Consider the following 11,931-nt stretch of genomic DNA (forward strand, 5'->3'; position numbering starts at 1 on the left):
GGCCCGGTCGCGCCCGCGGGGCGGGGGTCGGCGCGGCTCGGTCGCGGCGCTGGTCCGTGGCTCAGCCGCAGTGTTCGAACGGGCTGCCGTAGCCGGCCCCGCCCGCCGAGCCGCCCCATTTCACGCACTTCCCGGCGGCGGTGGCCCGCACCGGGCCCGCGTAGTACTCGAACGACCCGCTGTCGGAGCGCCGGCTGCCCCCGGCCACCTCCAGGTACGCCGTGGCGGCGGTCGCCGAGCCGACGTCGGTGGCCTTCATGGTGACCACGCAGTTGGCGCCGCTGCCGGTGTCGTAGAGCAGGTACACCGTGCCTCGCCGGGTGCCGCCCGCGACCAGGGCCGCCGAGTCGATCACCTGGTACCCGTCGCCGCACACCTGCCGGGCCGTGTACGGGTTGGGTTTCGGCGCGATGGTGGCGCTGGGGCTCGCCGAGCCGGTGCCGGGCGTGGTCGCCGGCGCGGTGGTGGTCGGGGTGGTGGAGCGGGTCGGCGCGGTGCCCGGCCGCGAGGTGGCGCCGGCCGTCCCGGTGGGTGCGGCCGGTGGCGTCGTCCGGGCGGCGGGGGAGGCGGGGGAGGCGGTGGCCCGGCCGGTGGCGCTCGGCTTCGGGCCGGGCCCGGAACGGGTGGGGCCGGGACCCGCCGACTCCGGCCCGGTCGACACGGTGTCGCCGGTCAGCGCGGTCCGCCGCCCATCCGGCTCGTCGCGGTCCAGGCTCAGCGCGGCCACCGTCCCGAGCGTCGCCAGGGCGACCACCACGATCCCGGCGACGCCGGCCAGCGCCAACCGCCGGCGCGGACGCGGCTCCTCCAGGGTGGCCGCGCCGCCGCCGAGGGACGGATACCCGCCCGGCGGAACCTGGCCGACCTGGCCCGGCGGTGCCGGGTGCCCGATGGCGGCCGGCGCGCCGAACGGCCCGAGCTGGTCGGGTGCTCCGGGAGGCCCGCCGGGCTCGGGCGCCCGATCCGGTGCCGGCGGGCCGGACGGGCCGGTCCCCTGCGGGCCGGGGTTGGCCGGCTGGTCCGGTCGGCCGGCGGGCGCCGGTGGTACGGGGTGGCCGGCGAACGGCGTCCCGGCGTCGGCGACCACCGGACCGGGTACCGCCCACGGCGGTCGCGGCGGCGCCGGCAGGACGGCCAGGGTGGCGTCCCGGGCGTCCTGCGCCGCGTCGGCCAGCGCGGCGCCGCTCGGGTACCGGTCGGCGGGGCGCTTCATCAGCGCCTGGCGGAGCACCTCGACCACCGCGGGCGGGGTGCCGGACGGCAGCGGCGGCGGCTCGTCCTGCGCGTGGCGAATCGCCACCGCGAGCGGGTTGTCGCCCTCGAAGGGCGGCCGTCCGGCCAGGCAGTACCAGGCGACCACGCCCAGCGCGTAGACGTCGGTGGCGGGGGAGACCGGCTGGCCGTTCGCCTGCTCCGGCGACATGTAGGAGGCGGTGCCGAGGACCATGTGGGCGGCGGTGATCCCGGCCATCGTGCTGGCCCGGGCGATGCCGAAGTCGACCAGCACCACGCTGCCGTCCCGCTTGACCAGCAGGTTCCCCGGCTTGACGTCGCGGTGCACGATGCCGGCGAGGTGCGCGGTGTGCAGCGCACGCGCCGCCTGCGCCACCACCGACATGGTGGAGGCCGGGTCCAGCCGGCCGGCCCGGCGTACCCAGGTCGTCAGCGGCTCGCCGTCGACGTACTCCATCACCAGGTAGCTGACCCTGCTGCCGTCGGCGAGCGCCGCGGAGCCGAAGTCGTGCACCGCGACGATGCCGGGGTGGCGCAGCGCGGCCAGCATCCGCGCCTCGGCATGGAACCGGGTGGTGAACTCCGGGTCGGCCACCAGCGACGGCAGCAGCACCTTCACCGCGACCTCGCGGCCCAGCAGCGTGTCGGTGCACCGCCAGACGGCGCCCATGCCCCCGGTGGCGATGCGCTCGCCCAGCAGGTACCGGTCGCTGAGTACCACTCCTCGCGTCAGCACCGGGCCACCGTACCGGCAGGGCGGGACGGCGCTTGATCGACGCCCGACCCTCGCCCCGGTGTGCGCCCGAGCCGTTGCGCGAGCGGCCGACTACGCTTGCGGGGGTTTCGTCCCACGGGACGACGGCGGGCGAGGGGAGACGCGGCATGGCGTGGAGCTGGCGGTACGAGGGCGCGAACGGTGAGCCGGTGGACGGGCCGACGGAGACGTTCGGCAGCCAGGCGGACGCCGAGTCCTGGATCGGCCAGACCTGGCGCGAGCTCGCGGCGTCCGGCGTCACCTCGGTCGCGCTGGCCGAGGACGACCGGGTCGAGTACCGGATGAGCCTGCTGCCCACGGCGGAGTGATGGGGTACGACCGCCCGGGCGAGCCGCTGGTGCTCGGCGTGCCCCGGGCGGCGTTCCGGCCCAGCCCGGTCTTCCTCGCCCTGGTCGCGCTCTTCGTGACCAGCGGGGTGCTGGCCTGGCACCGGTACGGCAACGTCCGCCTCGACGTCTTCGTCTTCGTGGTGTCGGGCTGGCTCGTCTCGCTCTGCCTGCACGAGTACGCCCACGCGGTGGTCGCGTACCGCAGCGGTGACCGGGACATCGCCCACCGGGGCTACCTGACGCTCAACCCGTTCAAGTACACCCACCCGCTGCTGTCGATCGCGCTGCCGGTGCTGGTGGTGCTGCTCGGCGGCATCGGCCTGCCCGGCGGGGCGGTGTGGGTGGACCGGCACGCCATCCCCGGGCGGCTGCGGCACACCCTGGTCAGCCTGGCCGGTCCCGCCACCAACGTGCTGTTCACCCTGGCGCTGGTGGTGGCCCTGCGGCTGGGCGTGGCCGGCGGCGGCGGGTCGATCGAGTTCTGGGCCGGCCTGGCCCTGCTGACCTTCCTCCAGCTCACCGCGAGCCTGCTCAACCTGCTGCCGGTGCCCGGCCTGGACGGCGGCAACATGATCCAGCCGTGGCTCAACCCGCAGTGGCGCCGGATGTACGACCTGTTCGCGCCGTACGGCTTCATCCTGCTCTTCGCGCTGCTGTGGAACCCGCGGGTCGGCGCCGTCTTCTTCGGCGCGGTGTTCACCCTCGGTGACCTGCTCGGCCTGCCCGCCGGCCTCTACGCCGAGGGCCTGCGCCTGATCCGCTTCTGGCAGGGGTGAATGGAGGGGCCCCCGCTTGACGCATTCTGTATGGGCGGGAGCCCCTCCTAACACCTCACGGGCGCTGGGCGGGTGACTCCGTCCGGGCCGGGTCGCGTTCGGTGACCGGCTCGACGATCTCGTCGATCGCCTTGAGCAGGTCGGCCTCCAGCCGCACGCCGGCCGCCTTGACGTTGTCGTGCACCTGCTCCGGCCGGGACGCCCCGATGATCGCGGACGACACGTTCGGGTTCTGCAACACCCACGCGACGGCCAGCTGCGGCATGGTCAGCCCGGCCTGCTCGGCGAGCGGCTTGAGCCGCTGCACCCGGGTCAGCACCTCGTCGTTCATGAACCGGGCGATGAAGCCCGCGCCGGACTTCTCGTCGGTGGCCCGGGAACCGGCCGGCGGCGGCTGGCCCGGAAGGTACTTGCCGGAGAGGACGCCCTGCGCCATCGGCGACCAGACGATCTGGCCGAGGCCCAGCTCCTCGCTGGTCGGCACGACCTCGGCCTCGATGACCCGCCACAGCATCGAGTACTGCGGCTGGTTGGAGATCAGCGGGATGCGCAGCTCGCGGGCGAGGGCATGCGCCTCGCGGATCTGCCCGGCGGTCCACTCGGAGACGCCGATGTAGTGCGCCTTGCCGGAGTGCACGATGTCGGCGAACGCCTCCATCGTCTCCTCCAGCGGGGTGCTGTGGTCGTACCGGTGGGCCTGGTAGAGGTCGACGTGATCGGTGCGCAGCCGGCGCAGCGAGCCGTTGATCGACTCCATGATGTGCTTGCGGGACAGGCCGCGGTCGTTGCGGCCGGGGCCGGTCGGCCAGTAGACCTTGGTGAACAGCTCGATGCCCTCGCGCCGTTCGCCCTGCAACGCCCGGCCGAGCACGTCCTCGGCGCGGGTGCCGGCGTACACGTCGGCGGTGTCGAAGGTGGTGATCCCGGCGTCCAGCGCGGCCCGGACGCAGGCGAACGCCGCCTCCTCCTCGACCTGCGACCCGTGGGTGATCCAGTTGCCGTACGAGATCTCGCTGACCATGAGGCCCGAGCGGCCCAGGTGACGGAATTCCATCCCCCGACCCTAGGTCATCTCCTGCATCGAGCTGCTGGGGCCGCCGCCGCAGGAGTGACCCGGTGGGTCAGAGCACCGGGGTGGCGTCGGTGAGCAGCCGGTCGATCCCGGCCAGCACCCCGGCGCGGTCCCGGTGCACCGGGTCGATCAGCGGTGCACCGTGCCGGTCCAGCGCGCCCCAGCGGCCGGCCCCGTCGACGACCAGGAAGGCCACCGGGTGGATCAGCACCGTCGGCCACACCGGCTCGACCAGCATCCGGCCGGCCCGGTCCACCACGCCCCGGCGGCCGTTCGCCTCGACCACCGCCAGGCCCTCCTCGGTGAAGCCGTCGACCGGCCGGCCGTCGACCAGCGCGGTCGCGAAACCCTGGTAGCGGGTGGGCACCACCAGCTGGCCCGCCCGGTCGACCGCCCCCCAGCCGCCGCGGCGGACCGCCGCCACGCCGCCGCGGAACGGGCGTACCTCCTCGAAACCGGGTGGGATCCGGACGATGTTGGTCGGGTCGACGGCCATCCAGTTGCCGGCACCGTCCATGGAGACCCAGGCCAGCCCGGCGGAGAACGGGCCGACCGCCCGATAGCCGTTGTTGGACTCGATGAGCACCGCACCGGCCGGGTCGATCAGCGTCCAGCGGGTGGCCTCCGGCCGGCGTACCCAGGCCAGCCCCTCCCGGAAGGGCTGCGCCTCGGCGTACTCGCCGGGGATCACCAGGTCGCCGTCCGCGTCGGCGTACCCCCAGCGCTGCCGCTGCTCGTCCCAGGCCGGCACCGGCGCGCCGGTGCCGAGGATCTCCTCCCGGCCGCGCGGGTACGGCCCGAAGCCGTGCTCGGCGACCCGGTCCCGGACCGCGTCCAACCCGACCCGAACCCGGGCGACCAGTTCCGGATCGGCCTCGTGGCCCAGGTCGAGGGCCCGTTCGAAGTGGTGGCACGCCTCCATCAGCCGGCCCTGGTCGTAGCAGGACCGGCCGGTGTGCTCGTGCAGGGCGGCGCGCAGCCGGTCCGGCAGCTCGGCGGAGTTCGCCTCGGCGAACAGCCGGTCCGCCTCCGCGTGGTCACCCCGCCAGCGCAGCACCTGCGCCAGCCGCGCGCGGGCCAGCGCGGTGCGCCGCAACTCGCCGGTGGCCTCGGCGTACGTCAGTGCCAGCCGGCCGTCGGCGAGCGCGTCGTCCAGGTTGCCGAGGATCCGCGACACCACCGCGCGCAGGCTCAGCAGCCGGGCCCGGGACCGGTTGTCCAGGGCCGCGCCCAGCTTCGCGGTGAGCCGATCCCGGACCGTACGCAGCAGCTCCGGGTCGCCCGGATCCTCCCGCAACGTCGCCGGGTCCAGCCGCCACCGGACGGCCGCCAGTACCTGCTCGGGATCCTGCCCGGCCAGGTCGGACCGGCCGGCCGGGGCCGGTGACACCGGCCGGGCCGGCGGCGCCGAGACGGGTACGCCCGCCGGCCCCGGCGCGGCGGCCGTCGGCTCGGCCGGCGGTCCGGTGTGCCCGGCCGGGGTGGCCGGCCGTTCGGTGTGCCCGCTCGGGGTGGCCGGCGGTTCGAGGTCGCCGGTCGGGGTAGCCGCGGCGCCGGCCACCGGCGTCTCGGGCCGGGCCGAGTGCGGATCGGCCGCCGCGGGCCTCGGGTCCGCCGGCGTCGGCGGCGCGACGTTCCCCTCCTCCGGCGCGGTGGACGACGGGCCGGAGAAGGCCACGTCCGGCCCTCCGCTCGGCCTCGCCGGCCGGGCGAGGTCGGGCGTCGTCGGCGCCGGTGCCGTGCGGTCCGTGGGCGCTGCCGGCGGATCGGACGGTGCGCCTACCGCCGCCGCGCCTTCCACCGCCGCCGAGCCTCTCACCGCCGCACCGTCCGAGGTCGCCGCGCCTTGCGGTGCCGCGTCCTCCGGGGTCGCCGTGCCGTCCGGGGTCGCCAGGTCGTCCGGGGCCGCCGGCTTCGTCGCGGCCGGGCCGTTGGCGGGTACGGCATCGGGGCCGGCACGGCGTGGGTCCTCGTCGCCGGCCGGGAGCGGCCCGGCCGGGGTTGCGCTGTCCGGGGTGGACGGGACGGCGGAGGACGTGGGGGCCACCGTGGCATCCGTGGTCGCACCGGCCGGCGTCGTCGCCGGGGCGGTGTTCGTGGCCGGATGGTCGTGGGTGGGGCGGCGCGGCCGGAACCAGGCAGCGGCGTCGCCCTCCGGGGCCACGGGAGCGGAAGGCGTGGTTCCGGCTGTCGCGGTGGCCGGCGCGGGCGGCTCGACCCCGGCCGGTGTGGGATCGCCGGCCGTCGGTCGGGTCGGTGTCGCGGACGCCGTCGGTGTCGCGGACGGGTCGGCGCCGGCCGGTGGGGAATCGCCGGCGGCCGGCTCGGTGCGCGGCTCAGGGGCGGCCGGCTCGGTGCGCAGCTCGTCGGCGGTCGGCTCGGTGCGGACCTCGGGCGCGGTGGCGACCGGCTCGGACGCCGCGCGGGGAGGCTCCGGCGGGTCGGACGGGGCCGGCGTGCCGGGTGGCGGTGTTCGCCGGTCCTCGTCCGTCGCGTCGGTGGGCGCGGCCGACGGTGGGGAAACCGGCTCGGGTGCGGGGCCGCCGGGCCGCGCCGGTGTGCGGGCGGCTGGACCGGTGGCGGACGGCGTGTCGGGCTGCGCCGGTGTGCGGGCGGCCGGACCGGTGGCGGGCGGCGCGTCGGGCTGCCCCGGAGTGCCGGGGGTCGGGCCGGCGGTGAAGGGCGCCTCGTCCCGGCCGACGGGCTCGGGCGCCGTGCCGGGCTCGGGGGCCGGCAGGAACTCCACCCGCAGCCGGGCCGCCGGGGGGTCGACGTCCGCCGACGCTCCACCCTGGGGGCCGGGCCACGCCGGACCCGCTCCGGGCAGGCCGGCCGCCCGGGCCGGTGCGCCGGACACCGGCTCCTCCGGCCTGGCCGGCGGGCCGGCGGTCCCGGCGGCCGGAGCGCCCGACCCGGGTGCACCGGAGACGGGTGCACCGGAGACGGGTGCACCGGAGATAGGCGCGCTGGAGACAGGCGTGCCGGAGACGGGCGCACCGGAGATAGGCGCGCTGGAGACGGGCGCGCCGGAGACCGGCGAGGGTGGGCCGGCGACGGGTCCGTCGGGGAAGGGCATGGGTGGGCCGGAGACCGGTGCCCCGGCGGTGGGAGCCGCGGAGCCGGGGACGCCCGAGACCGGCCCTCCGGAGACGGGTGCGCCGGACACGGTTGCGCCGGGGACCCGGATGCCCGGGGCGGGGGCGTGGCCGCGCGGCGGGGAGGTGGGACGCGCGGGCGGAGCGTCGGCCGGTACCCGGTCCGGTGGTGGGGCGGCGGCGCGGGTCGGCGGCGGGGCGGAGGGGCGGGCGTCGCCGCCGTGGCGGGCCGGGTGACCCTGCTCGACGGGCGGTCGGTGCTCCTCGCGCCGGGCGGGCTGGTGGGGGTCCGACGCGGGCCGACGGGCCTGGTCGGGGTGGACCGGGCCGGCGGCCGGGGGCCGCTGCTGTGGCGAGGTCGGCGTCCCGGTGGGGCCGTACCCGGGAACGGTCGTCTCCGGCCGCCGGTGTGGTGGCCGCTCCGGGTCGGACCGGAACCGGGTCCGGTCGTCGCCGGGCCGGGGCCCCGCGACGGGCCGGTGGTGCTCGTCGGCCGGCGGGCGCGGGGCACGGTCGGGCGCGACGTGGGTACGGTCGTCCGTCCGCCGAGGGACGGGCGCGGGGCGGTGGTCGGCGGGCGGCCCGTCCGGGCCGGGGCGGGTGCGGTCGTCCAGCCGGTCGGCGGGCGGCTCCGCCGGACGGTACGGGTACTGAGCCGCCTGCCGTCCCTCGTGCGGGTAGCCGGGGCGCAGCGGACCGGGTTCGGGCCAGCGCAGCCCGCCGTCGCGTTCGGGTGCGGGACGGCCAACCGGTCCCGGGTGCGTCTCCGCGCGCGCCGCCACCTCGGGCGGTTGCCGGTCCCGGGGGCCGGGCCGGCCCGCCCCGTGCTCCGGGTCGGGCTCGCGGCGCACCGGCCGGTGTGCCGGCCCGTCCGGTCCGCGGGCGTCCCCAGCCAGGCCGGCGCGGCCGTTCGGGTCGCCCGTCCGGGCCCGGCCGCGGGTTTCGTCGTCCACGCCGGGCCGGGCGTCGCCCGCCGGGCGGTGAGCGCGTTCGTCGGGCTCGGGCAGCCAGCCCGGCTCGGCGCGGGGTGCGGGGGAGACCGGTGCCTGACCGACGCTCTCGGCGCGGGTCCAGCGCTGCCCCGGCGGGCGGTCACCATGCCAGCCGGTCCGGTCGCGGTCGACCGTCCACTCCGGCCCGCGCTGGTCGGGCCGGCCGGCGCGGGCGTGGTCGTCGCGGCGGTCCGGGAGCGGCTGCTCCGGGCGCCGGTCCCACTGCCGGCCGGGCGGACCGTACGGGTCGCCGCCGGGACGGCGGTCCGCCACCGGCACGCCGTACGCCTCACCGGCCGGGCGCCGGTCCGGGCGGTGCTCGGCCGGCGTGCCGCGCCGCTCCTCCCAGCCGCGTCGCCCGTCCGGTGCGGCCCGGTGTCCGTCGGGTCCGGCCCACTGCTCGGCGGTCCGCGGTCGGTGCTCCTCGTGGTCGCGCCGGCCGTCCGGGCCGGGACGGCCGTCGTCCCAGCCGCGTCGCTCCCGGGAGTGGTGCGGCGGCGCGTCGGTCGGGTGCGGGCCGCGCGTCGCGGAGCGGCGCTCCGCCCAGCCGATCCGCCCGTCCGGCCGGGGCTCCTCGCCGTCCTCCCGGTACGGGTCACCGGCGGCGGGACTGACCGGTCGCACTCCGGCCCGGCCGACCACGGCACGGGTGCCGGCCGCCGGACCGGGATGGACGCCGATGTCGCCGGCGTAGCGCTGACCGGGAAACTGTGGCTGCCACTCGTGCGTCGGCTCGGCAGCCCAGGACGGTTCGGCCGGGTCGTACCAGCGCTCGAAGCCACTCATCGGGGGACCTCGCCGTTCCGGCCGGCTGTGCCGGCGGCCCGCTCCTGTCGCCGGCTCCCGACCGAACCCGTTGCCGGCCCGCGTCGCTCGCTCACGGCGGTGTCACCTCGTTGAAATGTTGTCGCTCGACGCGGGGCCCACCGGTAGAGTCCGCCCGTTCCGATGTGGCCTTGCTGCGGAAGGAGGGTAACGGCGTGGGTTCGGTCACCGCCACTGTGCCACCACGGACGAGCACAAACGTTACCCCATGGTTTCGGACATTTGGTGCGATAACCGCGTCCGGCTTCAGGCGATACGCCACCTACCGGCAGGCTGCGGTGGCGGGCGTCGTCACCAACACGGTCTTCGGCTTCCTGCGCTGCTACGTCCTGCTCGCCGCCGCCGGCGCGGCCGGCTCGGTGGGCGGGTACGACCGGGCCCAGCTCGCCACCTTCGTCTGGGTCGGGCAGGGACTGCTCGCGGTGATTCTGCTCTGGGGCTGGACCGAGCTGGCCGACCGGATCCGCACCGGCGAGGTCGCCGCCGACCTGCTCCGACCGGTCCACCCGGTGACCAGCTACCTCGCCGCCGACGTCGGGCGGGCCGGCTGGGCGGCCGTCACCCGGCTGCTGCCCCCGGTGCTGGTCGGGCCGCTCTTCTTCGACGTCCACCTGCCCCGGCGCCCGGGCACCCTGGCGCTCTTCGTGCTCTCCGTGCTGATCGCCGTGGTGCTCTGCTTCGGCTGCCGGTACCTGGTCAACGCCACCGCGTACTGGCTGCACGACGTGCGCGGCCCGATGATCCTCTGGACGCTCGGCGCGGGAGTGCTCGCCGGGCTCTATTTCCCGCTGCGCTTCCTGCCCGACCCGGTGCTGGTCCCGCTCTGGCTGCTCACCCCGTTCCCGAGCCTGCTGCAGACCCCGCTGGACGTGCTGGTCGAGCGGGACCCGGCGCCGACCCAGCTGGCGCTGGTCGGGTTGCAGCTGGGCTGGGCAGTGGCGCTGCTCGCGCTCTGCCGGCTGGTGCAGCGCCGGGCCGAGCGGCGGATGGTCGTGCAGGGTGGGTGAGCCGGTCCCGGCGTCCCCGGCCCCCGCCGACCCGTGGCGGGGCCGGCTGGCCGCGTACCGGGCGCTGCTCGGGGCGCAGGCCCGGTCGCAGGCCGCGTACCGGACCTCGTTCGTGGTGGACCTGGTCGGCAACGTCGGGGCGACCCTGTTCGACGTGGTCACCGTGCTGGTGATCTTCGGGGTGACCGCCGAACTGGGCGGTTTCACGCTGCGCGAGACGCTGGTGGTCGTCGGCCTGTCGGCCTTCGCCTTCGCCACCGCCGACCTGCTGATCGGCAACATCGAGCGGCTGCCCCGGTACGTCCGCACCGGTTTGTTCGACGCGGTGCTGGTCCGCCCGCTGGGCGCGCTGCCCCAGCTGGTGCTGATGGACCTCCCGGTGCGCAAGGTGTCCCGGGCGCTGTTCGGGCTGGCGGTGCTGGCCTTCGCGATCGCCTCGGCCGGGATCGACTGGACGCCGGGCCGGGTGGCGCTGCTGGTGGTCGCCCCGCTCGCCGGGGTGGTCTTCTTCGGCTCGATCTTCGTGGCCACGGCGACGATCTCGTTCTACTGGATCGACTCGGCGGAGCTGGCCAACTCCGTCACCTACGGCGGGAAGGACTTCACGTCCTACCCGGTCACCGTCTACGGCGGCTGGTTCCGCGCGCTCTTCGCGTACGGGATGGGCTTCGCCTTCGTCAGCTACCACCCGGCGCTGGCGCTGCTCGGCCGGGCCGACCCGCTCGGCCTGCCGGCCTGGGTCGGCTGGGCCTCGCCCGGCGTCGCGCTGGTCGCGGCCGGCGGCGCCGCCGCGGCCTGGCGCGTCGGGATCCGCCACTACCGGAGTACGGGGTCATGAGCGTGATCGAGATGGTCGGGTTGCGTAAGGAGTTCACCGTCCGGGTGAAGGCCGGCCGGCTGCGCCGGGTGAAGCGGACCGTCGTCGCCGTCGACGGCATCGACCTGCGGGTGGAACGCGGCGAGATGGTCGGCTACATCGGGCCGAACGGCGCCGGCAAGTCGACCACCCTGAAGATGCTGACCGGGGTGCTGACCCCGTCGGCGGGCCGGGTGCGCGTCGGCGGCCTGCGCCCGGTGCCCGACCGGACCCGGCTGGCGCTGCGCATCGGCGTGGTCTTCGGGCAGCGCTCGCAGCTCTGGTGGGACCTGCCGCTGCGCGACTCGTTCGACCTGCTGCGCCACGTCTACCGGGTGCCCGCCGCCGAGCACGCCGCCCGGCTGCGCCGCTGCCGCGCTCTGCTCGACCTGGACGGTTTCCTGGACATGCCGGTCCGGCAGCTCTCCCTCGGCCAGCGGATGCGCGGCGAGCTGACCGCCGCCCTCTTGCACGGACCCGAGGTGCTCTTCCTCGACGAGCCCACCATCGGGCTGGACGTGGTGAGCCGGCAGGCCGTCCGGGGCTTCCTCGCGGAGCTGGGCCACGCCGGCGACACCACTCTGGTGCTCACCACCCACGACCTGGCCGACATCGAACGGCTCTGCCGGCGCCTCGTGGTGATCGACCACGGCCGGGTGGTGCACGACGGCACCATCGCGGCGCTGCACGCCCGGTACGGCTCCCGCCGGCTGGTCGTCGCCGAGCTGGACACCCCGCTGGCCGAACCGCCGACGCTGGCCGGTGCGCCGCCCGAACGGGTGGAGGCGGACGGGCGCCGGCTGGTCTACGCGCTGACGGCGGCGACCGTGGCCGAGGTGGTCGCCGGGCTGGCCGGCCTGGCCGCGCTGCGCGACATCTCCATCGTCGAGCCGGACATCGAGGAGGTGGTGAGCCGGCTCTACCGGGCGCCGGCCCCGGCGCAAGGAGGGGGCCCTTATTAACAGACGTCT

At 76.8% G+C, this 11,931-nt stretch carries 8 protein-coding genes; 5 read left to right on the forward strand and 3 right to left on the reverse strand.

The genetic code is table 11. The annotated features are described in order from the left end of the window. Window positions 1-61 precede the first annotated feature (61 nt). Window positions 62-1,969: a protein kinase gene (locus tag AB0H57_RS12625; RefSeq protein ID WP_357505638.1), complete on the reverse strand. Its 1,908-nt coding sequence runs from the start codon at window positions 1,967-1,969 to the stop codon at window positions 62-64. Window positions 1,970-2,115: 146 nt separating this feature from the next. Here AB0H57_RS12625 and AB0H57_RS12630 point away from each other — a divergent pair, with 146 nt between their 5' ends. Next, window positions 2,116-2,316 (forward strand): hypothetical protein, encoded by a 201-nt coding sequence (locus AB0H57_RS12630; RefSeq protein WP_357505640.1) that lies wholly within the window; start codon window positions 2,116-2,118, stop codon window positions 2,314-2,316. After that, window positions 2,316-3,113, forward strand: a complete 798-nt coding sequence (locus AB0H57_RS12635) for a site-2 protease family protein (RefSeq protein WP_357505642.1) — start codon at window positions 2,316-2,318, stop codon at window positions 3,111-3,113. Before AB0H57_RS12630 ends, AB0H57_RS12635 begins: the two co-directional genes overlap by 1 nt. A 55-nt stretch (window positions 3,114-3,168) precedes the next feature. Here AB0H57_RS12635 and AB0H57_RS12640 read toward each other — a convergent pair whose 3' ends face one another. Both AB0H57_RS12640 and AB0H57_RS12645 read right to left on the reverse strand, forming a co-directional pair. After that, window positions 3,169-4,167 (reverse strand): aldo/keto reductase family protein, encoded by a 999-nt coding sequence (locus AB0H57_RS12640; protein WP_357505644.1) that lies wholly within the window; start codon window positions 4,165-4,167, stop codon window positions 3,169-3,171. A 67-nt stretch (window positions 4,168-4,234) separates the two neighbouring features. Then, a complete protein-coding gene (locus AB0H57_RS12645; protein ID WP_357505645.1) occupies window positions 4,235-9,058 on the reverse strand; it encodes a WG repeat-containing protein in 4,824 nt (1,607 codons plus the stop codon). A 317-nt stretch (window positions 9,059-9,375) separates the two neighbouring features. Between AB0H57_RS12645 and AB0H57_RS12650 the strand changes: the two genes are divergently transcribed. The 3 genes from AB0H57_RS12650 to AB0H57_RS12660 are packed head-to-tail and all read left to right on the forward strand — an operon-like array spanning window position 9,376 to window position 11,922. Next, window positions 9,376-10,104 (forward strand): ABC-2 family transporter protein, encoded by a 729-nt coding sequence (locus AB0H57_RS12650; protein WP_357505647.1) that lies wholly within the window; start codon window positions 9,376-9,378, stop codon window positions 10,102-10,104. Continuing rightward, entirely contained in the window at window positions 10,097-10,942 is an 846-nt protein-coding gene (locus AB0H57_RS12655) for an ABC-2 family transporter protein (protein WP_357505649.1), read from the forward strand. The genes AB0H57_RS12650 and AB0H57_RS12655 overlap by 8 nt, the downstream gene beginning before the upstream one ends. Further along, window positions 10,939-11,922 (forward strand): ATP-binding cassette domain-containing protein, encoded by a 984-nt coding sequence (locus AB0H57_RS12660; RefSeq protein WP_357505651.1) that lies wholly within the window; start codon window positions 10,939-10,941, stop codon window positions 11,920-11,922. Before AB0H57_RS12655 ends, AB0H57_RS12660 begins: the two co-directional genes overlap by 4 nt. Window positions 11,923-11,931 lie beyond the last annotated feature (9 nt).

Source organism: Micromonospora sp. NPDC050686, assembly GCF_040654475.1.
Classification (GTDB): Bacteria; Actinomycetota; Actinomycetes; order Mycobacteriales; family Micromonosporaceae; genus Micromonospora.

Coding starts and splice junctions, on each gene's coding strand:
- AB0H57_RS12630 (WP_357505640.1), top strand. CDS start 2,116: ATGGCGTGGAGCTGGCGGTACGAGGGCGCGAACGGTGAGCCGGTGGAC.
- AB0H57_RS12635 (WP_357505642.1), top strand. CDS start 2,316: ATGGGGTACGACCGCCCGGGCGAGCCGCTGGTGCTCGGCGTGCCCCGG.
- AB0H57_RS12640 (WP_357505644.1), bottom strand. CDS start 4,167: ATGGAATTCCGTCACCTGGGCCGCTCGGGCCTCATGGTCAGCGAGATC.
- AB0H57_RS12645 (WP_357505645.1), bottom strand. CDS start 9,058: ATGAGTGGCTTCGAGCGCTGGTACGACCCGGCCGAACCGTCCTGGGCT.
- AB0H57_RS12660 (WP_357505651.1), top strand. CDS start 10,939: ATGAGCGTGATCGAGATGGTCGGGTTGCGTAAGGAGTTCACCGTCCGG.